The following is a 16270-nucleotide window of genomic DNA, read 5'->3' as shown; positions in this document are numbered from 1 at the left end:
TCAGAGGGCCGTCATCAGGGAATGGAGGCCGTCGCGGACGGCAGGGGTCATGTTGCCTTCCAGGCGGTTCTGCACGCCCTCCCACAAGGGCAATGCGGCAGCCAATACGGCTCGGCCATCGTCTGTCAGCACCACCTGCGCCTCGCGCGCATCCTTGCCGCGATGGAGGCCCGCCAAGCCCATTTTTTCCAGCACGCGCACATTGCGGCCGATCGTGGAGCGATCGAGATCGGCCTGGCGGCCAAGCTCCGTCAATGCGGACGGGCCGGTGCGTGCGAGAAGGCGCAGCAGCCGGAACTGGGCGATGTTGATGCCGACCGGCGCCAAGGCCTCGTCATAGGCGTTGGTGAGACGGCGGGCGGCGTCGCGCAGGAGGTTGCAATAGCATTCGCTCATAATGCGGGCATATACCCATATCTTTGGCCGCGCAAGCTGAGACGGTTCGTTTACGTGGCGGGGCCGCTTGCCTCCAGGCTCGTTTCCGGACGATGCTCCCGGCTCGGCGGGGGGCAGGACGTGACGACATCGGGCTTTATCTGGAAAGGCGCTCTGGCGCTGATCGGCTGCATGCTCGCCGCGTATGTGGGCGACGAGGTGCTGGGCGGCGGCGCGCTGGGATGGACGATCGGCGGCGCGATCCTCGGCGGCACCTGCGCGCCGTTGTTCAAGACGCTTTTGGCCATCAATGCGGCGCGCCAGCAGCGCCGGCAATCCGGACTAGAACAGGACTGAGACCGCCTCGTCGGCGATGACCTGTTCCTCGTCGGTGGGGATGACGAGGGCCCGCACGCGGCTGCCGTCGGCCGAGATCACGGCCGCGTTCCCGGTATTGCGTTCCTCGTCGAGATCCAGCCCGAGCCAGGCCAGACGGCGGGCGATGGCGGCGCGGACCGGGGCCTGATGCTCGCCGATGCCGGCGGTGAAGACGAGGGCGTCGAGGCCGCCGAGCGTGTTCGCCAACCGCGCGACCTCTCCCGAAATGCGGAAAGTGAAGAGATCGAGCGCCTCGGCGGCTTCCGGCCGATCGCTTTCAAGAAGCACGCGACTGTCGGCGCTGATACCGGATACGCCGAGCAGTCCGGCCTCGTGATAGAGCATGCGCTGGACGGCTTCGAGATCGCGCTTTTCCTGCCCCAGGAGATGCAGCAGCACGCCGGGATCGAGCGCACCGCAACGTGTGGCCATGGGGATGCCATCGAGCGGGGTGAAGCTCATGCTGGTGTCACGGCTGCGGCCCTCGTGCAAGGCGCACAGGCTGGCGCCGCTGCCGAGATGAGCGACGACCACGCGGCCGTCGGCGATGTCCGAAGCCCGATTCCGCAGGGAGCCGGCGATGGACGCGTAGGACAGGCCGTGGAAGCCATAACGCTTGATGCCGCGCTCGTGCATGGCGCGGGGCAAAGCGAAGCGGCGCACGAGATCGCTGGCGGTGCGGTGGAAGGCGGTGTCGAAGGATGCGCTTTGTGCCAAAACGGGACGAAGCCGACCCACCGCCTCGATCAGCCGGAGGCTTTGCGGCTGGTGAAGCGGGGCGAGATCGACCAGCTCACGGATTTTGGCGATGGCGGCATCGTCGATGCGGACGGGACCATCGAACAGATCGCCGCCATGGACGACGCGGTGGCCGATGGCGGCCACGCCCGCCATATGGAAATGCTCGGCCAAGAGCGCGAACGTCTCGTCCAGCATTTCGTGCAGGTCTTCGGTGATTGCGGCCTTCAGCGTGAGGTCCTCGACGCGCGGCCCTTCCGTCAGATGCAGGACGAGCGGGGAGCTGCGCAGGTCGATCATGCCCTTGCCGATGCGGGACGCCTGCCCTTCCCTCACCTCGAACAGGCCGAGCTTCAGCGTGGACGAGCCGGCATTGAAGGTCATCAGGAGATCGCCGCTCATGGCCCTCTCCTCAGGCCCGAGCGGCGACGAATGGCAGGATCAGCCGGTCGATGGCGTCGGCCAGACCGTCCTCGTCGTTCGGCCCCGTCCGATGGGTTGCGGCGCGGAGCACCTCGTCCGGCGCCTGCCCCATGGCAATGGACAGGCCGGCGCGGGCAAACATGGGCAGATCGTTGCGCATGTCTCCGGCGACCGCCGTGTTCGCGAGATCGACGCCGATGGCGTTGGCGAGGAAGGCCAGGCCGTTGCCCTTGTTCGCAACCTTGTGGGTGATGTCGAGGTAATAGGGCTGCGAGCGGGCGATGGTGGCGTCCGGCAGCTCACGCTGCAAATCCTCTTCGAGGCCGGCCAGCAGGGGCTCGTCGTCGCTGACGCCCACGATCTTGTCGATGCGCGGAAGGATTTCGGAAACGTCCCCGATGAGGGTCGGGTCAAGGGCGGCGGCGAGGCGTTCGCGGTCGAAATGCGGGCCATCCAATTCGCTGGCGAACCATTTTCCGTCTGCGAAGATCCAGCGCGTCACGCCGTCCGCTTCCAGCCGCCGCAGCACTGCCTTGGAAACTTCGACCGGCACGTGATTCTGTTCGAGGATGGTGCCGTCGCGACGGAAGAGGGTACCGCCGTTGAAGGCGGCCAGCGGCAGATCGATGCCGAGCGTTTCCGCGAGGCCGCGAATGCCGCTCGGCGGGCGGGCGCTGATGAGCGTGACCGGGAGCCCCGCTCCCTGAAGGCGCGCAATGGCGGCGGCCGTGACGTCGGAGAGGGATTTGTCGCCACGCACCAGGGTTCCATCGACGTCCGAAACGAACAGGCGGATGGGCGTGGTCATGATGACATCTCCGGGACGAGGTCCGCTATGGGCGGCGCGGGGGATTCCGGCGTGAGCTTGCCAGGCCTCACGACGGGACGCGGTAAGTGGGCCGGGAGTCTGGCATGCGAGGCGCCAGCGCGCAAAGATCACATGACAAGCACGAATGTGTGACGGAAGGTCTCTGGCGCGAACATTGCGTTCACGGGAATGGGTCGTACTTTGGTCATGGCCCGACCGTAACCTGCTCGCTCACAGTCGATATTTCAGGAGACCGCCCGATGGACGATCATGCCCGGACCCGTACGAAGGTTCTCGATGCCGAGGAGTTGCGGCTGACGCAGCTGTACTGGCAGGCGGCGAACTATCTGTCGGTGGGGCAGATCTACCTGATGGACAATCCGCTGCTGCGCGAGCCCCTAAAGCCGGAGCACGTGAAGCCGCGCCTTCTGGGCCATTGGGGCACGACGCCGGGGCTGAATTTCATCTACGCGCACCTCAACCGCGTCATCAAGGCGCGCGATGTGAGCGTGCTCTATGTGTGCGGGCCGGGCCATGGCGGGCCGGGCATGGTGGCCAACACCTATCTCGAAGGCACCTACAGCGAGGTCTATCCGGAGATCGCCGAGAACGTGGACGGCATGCGCCGGCTGTTCCGCCAATTCTCGTTCCCCGGCGGCATTCCGAGCCATGTGGCCCCGGAAACGCCCGGCTCGATCCATGAGGGCGGCGAGCTGGGCTACGCCCTGATGCACGCGTTCGGCGCGGTGTTCGACAATCCCGATCTGATCGCCGCCTGCGTGGTGGGCGACGGCGAGGCCGAGACCGGGCCGCTGGCCGCCTCCTGGCACTGCAACAAATTCCTCAACCCCGTGCACGACGGGGCGGTGCTGCCGATCCTGCACCTCAACGGCTACAAGATCGCCAACCCGACCGTGATGGGCCGCATGCGCGACGATGAACTGCGCAGCCTGTTCGTCGGCTATGGCTACGACCCCATCTTCGTGGAAGGCCACGAGCACGAGCCCATGCATCAGGAGATGGCGGGCGCGCTCGACATCGCGTTCGACCGCATCCGCGAGATCCAGGCCGGGGCGCGCGAGGACGGCTATGTCAACGAACGTCCGCGCTGGCCGATGATCGTGCTGCGCAGCCCGAAGGGCTGGACCGGCCCGGCCGAGGTGGACGGCAAGAAGGTCGAGGATTTCTGGCGTTCCCACCAGGTGCCGGTGGCCACCGCGCGCGAAAACGACGACCACCGCCGCGTGCTGGAAGATTGGCTGAAGAGCTACAATCCGGGCGAATTGTTCGATGCGGACGGACGCCTCAAGCCCGAGATCGCGGCGCTGGCGCCCGAGGGCGAGCTGCGGATGGGCGCCAATCCGCACGCCAATGGCGGCAAGATCCGGCGCGATCTGGAACTTCCCGATCCGCGTCATTACGCCGTGGACGTGCCGCATCCCGGCGGGTCCATCGCCGAAGCGACGCGCGTGATGGGCCAGTACATCCGCGACGTCATCAAGCTCAATGAGGAGGCTCGGAACTTCCGCCTGTTCGGACCCGACGAGACGGCCTCCAACCGCCTCGATGCCGCGTTCGAGGTGACGGAGCGGGTGTGGATGGAGCGCATCGAGCCCTACGACGTCCACCTCGCGCAGGACGGACGGGTGGTCGAGATCCTCAGCGAGCATCTGTGCCAGGGCTGGCTGGAAGGCTATCTGCTGACCGGCCGCCACGGACTGTTCTCGTGCTACGAGGCCTTCATCCACATCGTGGATTCGATGGTGAACCAGCACGCCAAATGGCTGAAGGTAACGCGCCACATCGACTGGCGTCCGCCGCTGGCGTCGCTGAATTACCTCCTGACCTCACATGTCTGGCGGCAGGACCACAACGGCTTCAGCCATCAGGACCCTGGCTTCGTCGACTTCCTGGCCAACAAGAAGGCCGACACGGTGCGGCTGTACTTCCCGCCGGATGCGAACACCTTGCTGTGCATCACCGACCATGTGCTGAAGACCTATCACCGCATCAACGTGATCGTGGCGGGCAAGCAGCCGGCCCCGCAATTCCTGACGATGGAGCAGGCGATCGCCCATTGCGAGAAGGGCATCGGCATCTGGCACTGGGCGGGCCGCGAGATAGACGGCCAGGAGCCGGACGTGGTGATGGCCTGCGCCGGCGACGTGCCGACGCTGGAAACGCTGGCCGCGGTCGATCTGCTGAAAACCCACGTTCCGGACCTGAAAATCCGCGTGGTGAACGTGGTGGACCTAATGAGCCTGCAGGACCGGGAACAGCATCCGCACGGCCTGCCGCATGCCGAATACAATGCGCTCTTCACCACCGACCGGCCGGTGATCTTCGCCTATCACGGCTATCCCTATCTCATTCACCGCCTGACCTATAAGCGCACCGGCCATGCCAACATGCATGTGCGCGGCTTCCACGAGGAAGGCACGACCACGACGCCGTTCGACATGGTGGTGATGAACGAGCTCGACCGCTACCATCTCGCGCTCGAGGCGATCTACCGCGTGCCGGGGCTGGCCGACCGCGCGGAAGCCGCCGTGCAGCATTGCCAGGCCAAGCTGGACGAGCATCAGCGCTACATCCGCGAGCACGGCGAGGACATGCCGGAGATCCAGAACTGGACGTGGCCCTACAAGACGGCGGCGGAAGCCGGCGACTAGCCCGGCCGCGAAGAGCCGATCAGACCTCAAAGAGAAGGGAGCCCGCGGATTGCCGGCTCCCTTTTCTTTTCTTCCAGCTCAGAAAGTGCGCGCCAGACGGGTGACAACCGCGAGGTGATCGTCCTTGCCCATATTGGGCGCAAGCGGCGAATCCAGATCGAGATGGCCATATTGCGCGGCGACGATCAGATCCGCGTTGGGCACGATGTTGAAATAGGTGTTGGCCTCCGCGAAGAAGTAGCGGAAATCCTCCCCGGCGCGGCCCGCCGCGCCATCGGGCCGGTCGACGTCGGTGTAGAACAGGGCCAGGTTCGAATTCAGCTTCCCGGTCCAGTACCAGCCGATGCCGGTGCCCAGACTGAGGACGCTCGCATTCTCGAAGCGCCCGTCGACGAAGCTCTGGTCGCTGAGATTGCCGAGCGTGAAGTTCCGAAAGGTGCCGCTGAAAGCTTCGGCGCCGACATAGGAACCCGCGCCCTCGGAATAGCCGGCCTCGAACCAAACCGCGCTGCCCTTGATCTTCGACGGAAGGTTGAGGCTGACGCCGGCCAGGGCCGCCCAGCCGAGCTCATCGCCGCCCGGACCGACCCCGACATCGCCCTCATTGTCCTGCACGACGGCCGAGACTTTCGCATCGCCCCATGCGCCCTTGGCGCTGACGGTGGCGAAGAGGCTCGGCCAGGTCTGATCGAGTCCGCGCCCGCTGCCGTCCGAAAAGGTGCCCGGCGATGCGCGGAAATATTTGTCCTCGACGCCGACGGTGAATTCGTAACCGCCCGCTACGCTGGCGGTGTAGGCCAGCGTGTTGACCTGTTCGGTCGAAAACAGATCGCTCATCGTTCGGTATGGGACGTAGTCGAAGAGCGATTGGCTGACCTTGCCGGCGGTGAAGCCGGCGAATTGCACGAAGGCCGCGCGATAACCCGTGCTGAGCGCACCGTTCGGATAGTCCGGCGCGCTGCCATTGCCCGCCGTGCTGTCGGCGCGGCCCTCTATCTCCATGAAGCTGCGCAGCGTGCCGTAATCGGTCTCGGAGCGGGCGTCGATCTGCATCCGCGCGCGCGTGTCGGTGTAGACATTGCTCGCCGCCTCTCCGGCGGTGCTGTTGTCCTGTTCCCAGCGGCGGTCGGACCGGACGATGCCGGAAATCTTCAGGCAGGTGTTGGTGCCGGGAAGGGCGAAGAAGCGAATGCCGTAGGTCTCGCAGACCTTCACATGGTCTACAGGCTCGGCGAGCGGCAGATCCGCGGCCAGAGCCCCATGGGCGAACGACGAACATGCGACCAACGTCGCCAACCCGAAACAAGCCTTCACTGCACAACCCCCGCACTTTTCACGCATGTGAACCCGTGCAGCGACAGACTGCTATTTCGGTATTCACCCAAGCCCCGCGGCCCGATAGCACCGCTCCATGACCTCCCTATGTCTCGGAGGCAGGCCGGGCGCGATCAGGCCGGGCGCGTGAGCTGCGCGCGGACGGCATAGCCCCGGAAGGGGTGGGTGCAACGAACTGAGACGCCGCGCGCCTGGGCGATGGCGGTGATTTCCGCCTCCAGATTCTGGCGCGGCGTGACGTGGAACAGCGAGAGCCAGCGGTTCAGAAGCGCACGGAAGAACGGCGGAAGGCCCTGCTGGTGGCCGAAATCCACGATGTGCAATTGCCCGCCGGGGGCGAGATGGCCGAGCGCGGAGGCCAGCACCGCCTGCCAGGGCGGGATCATCGACAGGGCATAGGAGATGACGATGCGATCGAAGCCCTCGATACCGAACAGCACGTTGGGGTCGAAATCGGTGGCGTCGGCCTGTGCCAGGCGGATGCGGCCGGAGAGACCGACGCGATCGATGGACGCCGAGGCTGTGGCGAGCATGGCCTCCGACACATCGAGGCCATGGCAGCGTGCCGAGGGATAGGCTTGCGCGATGCGGACGAGGTTGCGCCCCGTGCCGCAACCGATTTCCAGCACGCTGCCTCCCTCGGGCGGCGCAAGGTCGGCGATCAGCCCGTCGCGCCCGAGCAGGTAGAATTTGCGGCTGGCGTCGTAGATGTGCCGCTGGTGGCGGTACATCCGGTCCATCAGGGCCGCGGCGTCGCTCACGGCAGCGGCGCCAGAGTGTAGAGGTGGAATGCGCCGTAGATGGAGGAGCGGTCCTCGCGGCTGAGGCGTTGGCTCGTTTCCGCCTGATAGGTCCAGCGCGATAGGAAATCCGACGCGACACGGCCCGGCAGACAATCCTCCTCGGCCGCCGTGCGGAAGATGACACGCGCGCCGGGCTTGGCCGTTCGAGTGATCTCGCGCCACAGATCGGTGAGCTCGGTCTCGTTCATCCAGTCCTGAGCATCGAGCAGGACGACGCAATCGGTGCTTTCGGCCGGGCTGGTGCGCAGGAATTCGGTGACCGATTGCTGGCGATAGGCCACGCGGTCGGCACGATCTCGCACGGTCTCGAAATTCGCCATTTGCAGATAGGGCGGCAGAGAGGCGTCGGGCGCGGGTTCGTAGCGGCGGCCGAAGGCCTGCCAGGCGAAGTAATTGCCGCGCAAATCGAAGCCGCAGGCCAGGCGCTCCAGGCGCTGGCGCAACACCTGCGCCATGCCGTCCGGCTGGTCTCCGCACAGAGCGCGGAACTGCGCCGGCGGTATGCCGAGCCCGTACAGTGAGGCGGGCTGGCGCATCAGCCAGCGCAGCGAGCGCTTTTCGAACAATGGCGCGATGTGGCGATCGAACAGAACGCGCTGCTCCTCGCGGTCGTGCGCATCGAGCACCGCGCGCGGATCGCAGCCATAGAGGCGGGCCAGCGCGTGACCCGCGCCGATGAAGCGGCCGAGCAGGCCGTGACGGTAGAAATTGTCGGCGAACTGGTCGATGCGGCGGCGGCCGTTGGGACGGCGCGCTTTCCAATAGGCGCGGGACACCTCGTCGAGCGCGGGCGCGATGAGGCGGTCGAAGGTTTCGACATTGGCCTTGCCCTCGGACGTGCCGAAGAAGCGGAAGAAGGTGTCATGATCGGGCAGCGTGCGCAGCGCCGCGAGCTTCAGGCGGCCGAGCGCGACATGGGCCGCATTGAGGTCCACCGCCGTGATGCGGGCGGGACCGGCCGTGAGGTAGGACAGCACATTGCAACTCCCCGAGGCGATGGCGACGATGTGGTCGTCCGGCCGGACGTCGAGAGCTTCCATATCGACCAGCGGGTCTTCCCAGATCTGGGGATAGACCAGACCTTGGAAGGCAAGCGTGAACATGCGCTCCAGAACACCCGCTTTGGACATGGCCTTGTTGCGGTGGACCGCGTTCTGCAAGGTGGTGCTGGTGGTTCTTTTGGCGGCACGCAGGGAATGCGTCATCGGGAATCCGGATCGTTTTGCAATCCTTCGGCCCTATCGAATTCACGTGACCCGCATGTGACTTCATGAGACCGTCACGATCACCGGCCGAGAGCATGACTTCCCGCGCGCGCGGCTCTGCCCTATGAGATGCGGAGCATACCCTTTTCTCCACGGAGCCATTGGAGGCCCGATGACGACCGAAACCCTTCCCGACCGCCTCTGCGTCGAACCGACCAGCGAGTTTTACAACGAGGACCTGATCGCGCGTGGCGTGGGCATTCATTTCAACGGCGTCGAGAAGACGAATGTCGAGGAATATTGCGTCAGCGAGGGCTGGATCCGGGTGGCCGCCGGCAAGGCGCGCGATCGTTTCGGCAACCCGATGACGATGAAGCTGAAGGGGAAGGTCGAGCCCTTCATCCGCGAGGGCGTGGAAGGCTGATCAGGCCAGGCGGCGGTATTCGTAAACCGGCTCGCCCATCGGCGCCGCGATCTCACGCGTCAGATCTTCCATGACGTGATGGTGCGGCGACAACGTGCAGGCCGGATCGGTGGCCGCCGCATCGCCCACCAGAGCCAGAGCCTGACAGCGGCAACCGCCGAAATCGACGTTTTGACGGGGGCAGGAGCGACACGGCTCCTGCATCCAGTCGGTGCCGCGGAAGGCGTTGAATGCGGGCGAGTGCGTCCAGATCTCGCCAAGGGAGCGGTCCCGGCCCGACCAGAATTCGAGGCCGGGTATGGTCTCCGACGCGTGGCAGGGGAGCACCTTGCCGGACGGCGTGACATTGAACGTCTTGCGCGCCCAGCCGCCCATGCACGCCTTGGGATATTTGGCGTAATAATCCGGAATGACGTGGTCGATGGCGATGCGGCCGGCGAGATCGACCTTCAGCCGCTCGATCTCGGCCACGGCGGCGCGGGCGTCCTCCTTCGAGGGCATGAGGGCGTCGCGGTTCCTCAGCGCCCAGCCGTAATATTGCGTGTGGGCGATCTCGACGCGACGGGCGCCCAGTTCCATGGCGAGGCGCACCATATCGGCGGCGCGATGGACGTTGGCGCGGTGGATGACGGCGTTGACCGTCAGCGGCAGGCCGGCGGCGTTTACCCAGGACGCAACCTCGCGTTTGCGGGCAAAGGCGCCGCGATATCCGGCGATGCGGTCAGCCGTTTCGCTATCGGCTCCTTGTATAGACAATTGAACATGATCGAGGCCGGCGGCTTTCAGTTCGCCGAGCCGCGCCTCGGTCATACCGATGCCGGAGGTGATGAGGTTGGTGTAGAGTCCCTCCTCCGCGCAATGGCGCACCAGATCGATGATGTCGCGCCGCGCCATCGGCTCCCCGCCCGACAAATGGACGTGGAGAACGCCGAGAGCGGCCGCCTCCGAGAACAGGCGCTTCCAGGTCTCCGTGTCGAGTTCGAGATCCTTGCGCTCCATCTCGATGGGGTTGGAGCAATAGGGACAGCCGAGGGGACAGCGGTGCGTGAGCTCCGCGAGCATGCCGACCGGGGGTGGAACGACGTGCGCTGTCACAGTTCGACCAGCCCCTTTCCCGACATATCGTCCAGGAGCGCCCGGACATCCGTCTCGATGAGCGCACGTTCGGCGGTGAAAGCCTGCGCGAGATCGTCCACCACCTCATCCAGGGTGCGGCCATCCAGCCGGCGGATAACCTCGACGGCCACAGCATTGGGCTCGACCACGCTTTCCGGCGCAAGCAGGACCCAGACGTCGCGCACCTTATCGTGGCGCAGACGAACGCCGGGTGCGAGACGCGGGCGGAGGTCGGCGGCGATCTGCGCGGTCATGGCTCGGGCACCCAGACGCCGGGCGGGCGCCGGCCTTCGACGTAGGCATGCCAGAGCGCATCGAGCTGGGCCCAGAGCACGTCGGTCTTGAAGATCAGCGCGTTCATGACCCGGCGCTGCAGATCGGGCGTGGTCGCGTGCTCCTTGACGTAAGCAAGCGCGAATTCCGAATCCCGCTGGGCCTGCGGCGGCCGCGCGGTGAAATAGGCCAGGGTGCGTTCGTCCACGAAATCGTAATGAGCCAGCATGCCGGAGACGCGCTCGCCGATGACCTGCGGCGAGAACAGCTCCGTCAGGGAGGAGGCGATGGCTTCGAGCAGGGACCTCTCCGCGCAGAAATGGACATAGGCCTCTACGGCAAAGCGCGTAGCCGGCAGGATGCCCTCGGTGCTGGTGACATAAGCGCGGTCGAAGCCGAGCGAATCCGTCAGCACGAGCCAGCGCTCGATACCGCCCTCACCGTCCCGGTCTCCGTCGTGGTCGATGATGCGCTGACGCCATTCGCGACGCAGCGCCGAATCCTGCATGCGCGCGAGGATGGTCGCGTCCTTGATGGGGATCTGGGACTGGTAGAAATAACGGTTGAGCGCCCAGGCCTGCACCTCGGCCTTCGTGCATTCGCCGCCATGCAGGCGATGATGGAAGGGATGCCGGTTGTGGTAGCGCTCGGCGCCGATGTCGCGCAGGGCCCGTTCCAGTTCGTCCGGCGTCATCGCGTTCACAGGTCGATCCTCATGCCGTCATGGGCGACGTACCAGCCCGCCCGCTCGACCGCCGCGCGCTCGGGCGATCCATCGACGAGGGCAGGATTGCTGTTGTTGATGTGGATGAACACCTTGCGGCCAACATCGATTCCGGCAAGAGCCGCGAGCGAGCCTTCCGGGCCGTCCATCGCGACGTGGCCCATGCGCGCCGCCGTCTTGTGCGACAGGCCGAGGCGGGGCATCTCGTCGTCGGTGAAGGTGGTTCCGTCGAACATCAGGAGATCGGCTCCTTCGGCCCGGGTCCGGATCGCATCCGTGACATGGGCGCAATTGGCGATGAAGATGAGGCGGCGCCCGTTTGCCACGATATCCAGCCCGACCACACTATCGGTTTCCGCGCCGATGACGAGATCTGCGCCCTCCTGATAGAGCGGGACCTTGCCCGGAACCGGAAACGCCGTGACGGTGACGCCCACCACCGCCTCGAAGGGCGAACCGAACGCAAAGGACCGGCGCTCGACAAGGGCGGAATCCAGGACGCCGAAAATTGTGTTGGCGGCCAGGATATCGAGGCTCGCCGGGGTCGCGAACAGGGTCAGGTTCTGGCGCTCGCGCAATGTGAGCAGACCGGCCACCGCATCGACATCGCCATTGGTGAGGACGACGGAGCGGATGGGGCTGTGGCGCACGTCACCGGAAGGGCGCAATTCCGGATTTTGCAGGATCTGCTGACGCAGATCGGGCGACGCGTTTATGAGCGCCCAATTCTCTCCGTCCGCACTGACGGCAATGCCGGCCTGGCTGCGAGGGGCCACCCTTGGGTCGCCCCTCCACGCCAGTTGGCAGATCGGGCAGCGGCAGTTCCACTGAGGGAAACCGCCACCCGCCGCAGAGCCGAGAACGAGAACTTTCACGGCGCCCGCGTTGATTTCATGCCGCTACGAAAAGCCTCAATCGATGGTGTCGATATCGGCGGATTCGTAGCTGGTGACTTCCATGCCGCAGCGGGCTTCGGTAATGGCGGGGGTCGTCCAGGTCATGGCGTGCTCCTTTAGTAGTGCGACATTGTGTATCAATGAGCCTTTTTCAGGCGATAAGCAATCACATAATCCCCGGCGCGGGTTCCGACAGAGCCGTGACCGCCGGCGACAATCACAATGTATTGATCCTCACCCACGGAATAGGACATGGGGGTAGCCTGCCCTCCCGCCGGAAGCCGCGCCTGCCAGAGCTGTTCGCCGGAGGTGAGGTCGTAGGCGCGCAGATAATCGTCGATGGCCGCCGCCAGGAATGCGACGCCGCCGGCGGTGATCATGGGACCACCGATGCCCGGCACGCCCATCTTGATGGGAAGCGGGACGGGCGATGCATCGCGCACCGTGCCGTTCTTGTGCTTCCAGGCGATCTCGCCCGATTGAAGGTCCACGCCCGCGACATAACCCCAGGGCGGGGCCTGGCATGGCAGGCCGAGGGCGGACAGGAACGGCCCCATATAGACGCCGTAGGGTGAGCCTTCGTTGCGGTTGAGCCCCTGCTCGCTGCCCTTCTCATCATCGCCCGGAGGGGGCACCTGATCGCGCGGCACGAGGCGGGACGTGAAGGCGAGATAGGTGGGCATGCCGAACATGACCTGGCGCACCGGATCGACCGCCACGCTGCCCCAATTGAAGACACCGAAATTGCCGGGATAGACGAGCGTGCCCTTCACGGAGGGCGGCGTGTAGCGGCCGAGATAATTGAGGCTCTGGAACTGGATGCGGCACGACAGCTGGTCGAACATGGTGGCGCCCCACATGGACGCCTCCGTCAGCTTCGGCGGGTTGAAGGTGAGCGCCGACAGGGGCTGCGTCGGTGCTGAATGATCTTCGGGGATGGCGCCGCCGGGGGCCGGCTCCTCGGTTATGGGGATGATAGGCTCGCCGGTGCGGCGGTCCAGCACGTAGATGTCGCCCTGTTTGGTGGGCCCGATGAGCGCAGGCACCGGACCGGCCGGCATGTTGAGATCGATCAGGACAGGCTGGGCCGGCACATCCATGTCCCAGAGATCGTGGTGCACGGTCTGGCGCACCCAGCGCAACTGGCCGGTGGCGATGTCGAGCGCGACGATGGACGAGGAGAAGCGTTCCACGTTCTCCGAGCGGTTCATGCCGAGCTGATCCGGCGTCTGGTTGCCGAGCGGTATGTAGACGAGGCCGAGTTCTTCGTCGGCGCTGGAGATGGACCAGGAATTCGGCGAATTGGCCGTGTAGGTCTCATCGGGTCCGAGCGGGGCCGTGCGGTCCGGATTGCCGGCATCCCAGTTCCAGACCAGAGCGCCGGTGTTGACGTCATAGGCGCGGATGACGCCCGAGGGCGAGGTGTTGGAATAATTGTCGTTGACCGCACCGCCGACGATGACGAGCCCGTTGGCGATGACCGGCGGAGAGGTGGAATAATAATAGCCGTCCGGCTTGAACGGCATGTTCGTCATCAGATCGAGCGTGCCCTCATTGGCGAAGGTCGGGCAGACCTGGCCGTTGAGCGCATCGAGCGCGATGAGGCGGGCGTCCGAGGTCGGCAGATAGAGGCGCTGGGCACAGCTGGCGCCCGGCTGTGCCGAGGCGTCGGCGTAATAGGACACGCCGCGGCAGGTCTGATGCTGGCGCTGGTTCTCCATCGGCACCTTCGGATCGAAGCGCCAGCGCTCCTCGCCGGTTGCGGCGTCAAGCGCGATGGCAATGTGGTGCGGCGTGCAGAGATACAGAAGATCGCCGATCTTCAGCGGCGTGACCTGATAGGTGGTTTCGGGCACGTCCTGCGGGCCGCGTATGTCGCCCGTGCGATAGGTCCAGGCGGTTTCCAGCTGGCTGACATTGTCGGGCGTGATCTCGGCGAGAGGTGAATAACGCTGGCCGAAATTGGTGCGGCCGTATTGGTGCCATTCGCCATCCGGTACGGAGGTGGGTGTGGCCACCAGATTCGCCGCCAGCGGAAGGCGGCCCTCGACGCTGTGGGGATCGTTGAGCATGGATGCTCCGGCCACGACCAGCGCAATGAGGACACTGGCCGCCAGCGTGCCGCGCGCCCAGCGATCCGGCGTGGGATCGGTGACGGATTGCCGCCCGAAACCGGCACGGACCCACGGTGTGAGCAGCCACAGGCCGAACAGGATGATGATCCCGCCGCGCGGGGCGAGCTGCCACCAGTCGAACCCGACCTCATAGAGCGCCCAAAGCAGGGTGCCGATGACGAGGACGGCATAGACGAGGAGCGCCGAGCGCTGCCTGCGAAACAGCTGTACGCCCGTGAGCGCCATCAGGATGCCGGCGATGACGTAATACCAGCTGCCGCCGAGAGCGATCAGCCAGGCGCCGCCCGCCCCCAATGCCAAGCCCATGAGAAGCGCAAAGACACCCGTTATCGTGGAAATCACGGCAAACTCCCGATCCTGGCCGCGCCGCGGCACCTTCCCCAAAGGGGCATTCTGAGGGGGAATATAGGCCGTGCGTCGCAAAAGCCGAATGACCGCGATGGGAAAGCCCCGGGCGCGGGCCCACCCTTGGGTGGTACCCAAAATATAATACAACTTTTGATTGATTATGATTCTTCGTTGCCCTTTAACATGGCGGACCTTTTGACCTTGGACCCCATGCCGTGGACGACCGCCTACATCCCTGCATCGCTGCCCTTTACACAGCCGCCCAGACTCCCGCGCTGTGGCCGGATGCGCTCGACCTGATGGCGGGCCTGTTCGGCGCCGAGGCTGCCATGATCGGCCCCCTGGCGACCGACGAGCGGCGCAACGCGATGTCGTCATCGAAAGGCGCAAAGCGGGCGCAGGCGTATCAGGATCATTGGTGGGCGCATGACCGGCTTTACGACCTTCAGGCCATCCAACCCAGCCCGGTGTTCGACGAGGCACGGCTGCTGACGCCGGAGGAGCGGGCAACGCCGTTTCACGAGAATTTCGGTGGTGCCTTTGGCCTTGAGCCGCGCTTCGGCGTGACGTTCGAGGCCGCGCCCGGCCATTTCGTGGCGCTGTCGTTCAGCCGCACCACGCCCGGCGGGGTCAGCAATGCCGACACGACGTGCCTGATGATCCTGCGCGACCATCTGGAACATGCCAGCCGGCTTGTCGGATACGGCAGCCAGAATGCCGAAGGCATTTGGCACGACGTGCTCGACCGGCTGCGGGTGGGTGCTGCCCTCGTCAATGGCGATGGTGCGATCGCCTACGGCAACGCACCCTTGAAGGCGCTGCTGGGGACGGGGCTGGCGCTGACACGCGGCAGGATCCGGGTGAGCCGTCCCGACGACCAGTCCAATCTCGACGCCATGATCGCGGAAGCGCTGGCCGGGGTGAGCCCCGGCTGTGTGATCCCGCTCCGGCGTCCGAAACAGCGGCATCCCTTGTTCGTGTCGGCGCTGCCCCTGCCCGCCCCCGCCCAGATCGACCCGCTGCGGAAATCAGGCGAGGGTTCCGGAGCGCTCGTTCTGGTGATGGCGCCCGACCAGAACGCGGCGCGGCAGAAGGAATCCACCTTGCGGATGATGGGGCTGACGCCGACGGAAGCGCGGGTGGCGGCGCTGATCGCCGACGCACAATCGCCCGAGGCCATCGCCCGCATCTGCGACAGCGAGCCCTCGACGGTGCGGGTCCATCTCAAGCGGGTCTACGCCAAGCTCGACGTTGCCGGACAGGTGGAGCTCGCCGTACTGCTGGGCCGGATGAACGCGCCCCTCGCGCCGGTGCCGGCCATTCAGGCGAAAGCGGCGTTGGCGGGATAAGCCCGTGTAGCCGTCTCTGGCTCGATTCAGGCGAGGTCGGCAGCCTTGCGCAATGCGGCGTTGATGCGGTCCTGCCAGCCCGGGCCATCCTGCTGGAAGTGCTCCAGCACGTCGCGATCGAGCCGCAGGGAGACCATTTCCCGAGCGCCCGGAAGTGCGGGCGCCGCCACCGGCCCCTCGGCCGGCTTTGTCGTCGCCTTCTTGAACGCTGCCTCAGCCGTCTGACGGGCGTCTCCGCCGGGCCGGTTCCTGCTGTTGAACGCCATGG

The 16270-nt window shown here is 65.7% G+C and carries 17 protein-coding genes; 4 read left to right on the top strand and 13 right to left on the bottom strand.

Annotated elements, in window-relative coordinates; all coding sequences use genetic code 11:
• A complete protein-coding gene (locus ACQ6S1_RS10725; RefSeq protein WP_445041165.1) occupies window positions 1-396 on the bottom strand; it encodes a MarR family winged helix-turn-helix transcriptional regulator in 396 nt (131 codons plus the stop codon).
• 120 nt (window positions 397-516) lie between these two features.
• On the opposite strand from ACQ6S1_RS10725, the gene ACQ6S1_RS10720 reads away from it, so the two are divergent.
• On the top strand, window positions 517-732 hold the full coding sequence (locus ACQ6S1_RS10720) for a hypothetical protein (RefSeq protein ID WP_445041164.1): 216 nt from the start codon (window positions 517-519) through the stop codon (window positions 730-732).
• Here the strand turns inward: ACQ6S1_RS10720 and ACQ6S1_RS10715 are convergent.
• Window positions 718-1893 (bottom strand): acetate/propionate family kinase, encoded by a 1176-nt coding sequence (locus ACQ6S1_RS10715; RefSeq protein ID WP_445041163.1) that lies wholly within the window; start codon window positions 1891-1893, stop codon window positions 718-720. The two genes, ACQ6S1_RS10720 and ACQ6S1_RS10715, sit on opposite strands and share 15 nt — an antisense overlap.
• A gap of 10 nt (window positions 1894-1903) precedes the next feature.
• Window positions 1904-2722, bottom strand: a complete 819-nt coding sequence (locus ACQ6S1_RS10710) for a Cof-type HAD-IIB family hydrolase (protein ID WP_445041162.1) — start codon at window positions 2720-2722, stop codon at window positions 1904-1906.
• Between the two features lie 260 nt (window positions 2723-2982).
• On the opposite strand from ACQ6S1_RS10710, the gene ACQ6S1_RS10705 reads away from it, so the two are divergent.
• Window positions 2983-5394 (top strand): phosphoketolase family protein, encoded by a 2412-nt coding sequence (locus ACQ6S1_RS10705; RefSeq protein WP_445041161.1) that lies wholly within the window; start codon window positions 2983-2985, stop codon window positions 5392-5394.
• Between the two features lie 78 nt (window positions 5395-5472).
• Here the strand turns inward: ACQ6S1_RS10705 and ACQ6S1_RS10700 are convergent, their stop codons facing one another.
• The 3 genes from ACQ6S1_RS10700 to ACQ6S1_RS10690 all read right to left on the bottom strand — a co-directional run bounded on the left by ACQ6S1_RS10700 (window position 5473) and on the right by ACQ6S1_RS10690 (window position 8737).
• On the bottom strand, window positions 5473-6681 hold the full coding sequence (locus tag ACQ6S1_RS10700; RefSeq protein WP_445041160.1) for a porin: 1209 nt from the start codon (window positions 6679-6681) through the stop codon (window positions 5473-5475).
• Window positions 6682-6842: 161 nt separating this feature from the next.
• Window positions 6843-7460 (bottom strand): class I SAM-dependent methyltransferase, encoded by a 618-nt coding sequence (locus tag ACQ6S1_RS10695; RefSeq protein ID WP_445041271.1) that lies wholly within the window; start codon window positions 7458-7460, stop codon window positions 6843-6845.
• A gap of 26 nt (window positions 7461-7486) precedes the next feature.
• Window positions 7487-8737, bottom strand: coding sequence for a BtaA family protein (locus ACQ6S1_RS10690; protein ID WP_445041159.1), 1251 nt, complete (start codon window positions 8735-8737; stop codon window positions 7487-7489).
• 172 nt (window positions 8738-8909) lie between these two features.
• On the opposite strand from ACQ6S1_RS10690, the gene ACQ6S1_RS10685 reads away from it, so the two are divergent.
• Window positions 8910-9161 carry a DUF3297 family protein gene (locus ACQ6S1_RS10685; RefSeq protein WP_445041158.1) on the top strand — a complete coding sequence of 84 codons (252 nt, stop codon included), beginning with the start codon at window positions 8910-8912 and terminating at the stop codon, window positions 9159-9161.
• Here the strand turns inward: ACQ6S1_RS10685 and pqqE are convergent, their stop codons facing one another.
• The 6 genes from pqqE to ACQ6S1_RS10655 are packed head-to-tail and all read right to left on the bottom strand — an operon-like array spanning window position 9162 to window position 14647.
• On the bottom strand, window positions 9162-10256 hold the full coding sequence (gene pqqE / locus ACQ6S1_RS10680) for a pyrroloquinoline quinone biosynthesis protein PqqE (RefSeq protein WP_445041157.1): 1095 nt from the start codon (window positions 10254-10256) through the stop codon (window positions 9162-9164).
• A complete protein-coding gene (gene pqqD, locus ACQ6S1_RS10675) occupies window positions 10253-10531 on the bottom strand; it encodes a pyrroloquinoline quinone biosynthesis peptide chaperone PqqD (RefSeq protein WP_445041156.1) in 279 nt (92 codons plus the stop codon). Before pqqD ends, pqqE begins: the two co-directional genes overlap by 4 nt.
• Window positions 10528-11244 carry a pyrroloquinoline-quinone synthase PqqC gene (pqqC, locus tag ACQ6S1_RS10670; protein WP_445041270.1) on the bottom strand — a complete coding sequence of 239 codons (717 nt, stop codon included), beginning with the start codon at window positions 11242-11244 and terminating at the stop codon, window positions 10528-10530. The genes pqqD and pqqC overlap by 4 nt, the downstream gene beginning before the upstream one ends.
• 5 nt (window positions 11245-11249) lie before the next feature.
• Window positions 11250-12149: a pyrroloquinoline quinone biosynthesis protein PqqB gene (gene pqqB, locus ACQ6S1_RS10665; RefSeq protein ID WP_445041155.1), complete on the bottom strand. Its 900-nt coding sequence runs from the start codon at window positions 12147-12149 to the stop codon at window positions 11250-11252.
• A 36-nt stretch (window positions 12150-12185) separates the two neighbouring features.
• On the bottom strand, window positions 12186-12275 hold the full coding sequence (gene pqqA, locus ACQ6S1_RS10660) for a pyrroloquinoline quinone precursor peptide PqqA (RefSeq protein WP_445041154.1): 90 nt from the start codon (window positions 12273-12275) through the stop codon (window positions 12186-12188).
• 32 nt (window positions 12276-12307) lie between these two features.
• Window positions 12308-14647 (bottom strand): glucose/quinate/shikimate family membrane-bound PQQ-dependent dehydrogenase, encoded by a 2340-nt coding sequence (locus ACQ6S1_RS10655; RefSeq protein ID WP_445041153.1) that lies wholly within the window; start codon window positions 14645-14647, stop codon window positions 12308-12310.
• 221 nt (window positions 14648-14868) lie between these two features.
• Between ACQ6S1_RS10655 and ACQ6S1_RS10650 the strand changes: the two genes are divergently transcribed.
• Window positions 14869-16002 (top strand): helix-turn-helix transcriptional regulator, encoded by a 1134-nt coding sequence (locus ACQ6S1_RS10650; RefSeq protein ID WP_445041152.1) that lies wholly within the window; start codon window positions 14869-14871, stop codon window positions 16000-16002.
• Window positions 16003-16028: 26 nt separating this feature from the next.
• Here the strand turns inward: ACQ6S1_RS10650 and ACQ6S1_RS10645 are convergent, their stop codons facing one another.
• Window positions 16029-16268, bottom strand: coding sequence for a BrnA antitoxin family protein (locus ACQ6S1_RS10645; RefSeq protein WP_445041151.1), 240 nt, complete (start codon window positions 16266-16268; stop codon window positions 16029-16031).
• Window positions 16269-16270 lie beyond the last annotated feature (2 nt).

The sequence above is a fragment of the Terrihabitans aquatilis genome (genome assembly GCF_052542005.1).
This window is presented reverse-complemented; position numbering and strand designations above follow the sequence as displayed.

Excerpts from the sequence above, each read along its gene's own strand:
- ACQ6S1_RS10710 (WP_445041162.1), bottom strand. The coding sequence starts at position 2,722 with ATGACCACGCCCATCCGCCTGTTCGTTTCGGACGTCGATGGAACCCTG.
- ACQ6S1_RS10715 (WP_445041163.1), bottom strand. The coding sequence starts at position 1,893 with ATGAGCGGCGATCTCCTGATGACCTTCAATGCCGGCTCGTCCACGCTG.
- ACQ6S1_RS10685 (WP_445041158.1), top strand. The coding sequence starts at position 8,910 with ATGACGACCGAAACCCTTCCCGACCGCCTCTGCGTCGAACCGACCAGC.
- pqqD (WP_445041156.1), bottom strand. The coding sequence starts at position 10,531 with ATGACCGCGCAGATCGCCGCCGACCTCCGCCCGCGTCTCGCACCCGGC.
- ACQ6S1_RS10645 (WP_445041151.1), bottom strand. The coding sequence starts at position 16,268 with ATGGCGTTCAACAGCAGGAACCGGCCCGGCGGAGACGCCCGTCAGACG.
- pqqC (WP_445041270.1), bottom strand. The coding sequence starts at position 11,244 with ATGACGCCGGACGAACTGGAACGGGCCCTGCGCGACATCGGCGCCGAG.
- pqqA (WP_445041154.1), bottom strand. The coding sequence starts at position 12,275 with ATGACCTGGACGACCCCCGCCATTACCGAAGCCCGCTGCGGCATGGAA.
- ACQ6S1_RS10695 (WP_445041271.1), bottom strand. The coding sequence starts at position 7,460 with ATGTACCGCCACCAGCGGCACATCTACGACGCCAGCCGCAAATTCTAC.
- ACQ6S1_RS10725 (WP_445041165.1), bottom strand. The coding sequence starts at position 396 with ATGAGCGAATGCTATTGCAACCTCCTGCGCGACGCCGCCCGCCGTCTC.
- ACQ6S1_RS10690 (WP_445041159.1), bottom strand. The coding sequence starts at position 8,737 with ATGACGCATTCCCTGCGTGCCGCCAAAAGAACCACCAGCACCACCTTG.
- ACQ6S1_RS10705 (WP_445041161.1), top strand. The coding sequence starts at position 2,983 with ATGGACGATCATGCCCGGACCCGTACGAAGGTTCTCGATGCCGAGGAG.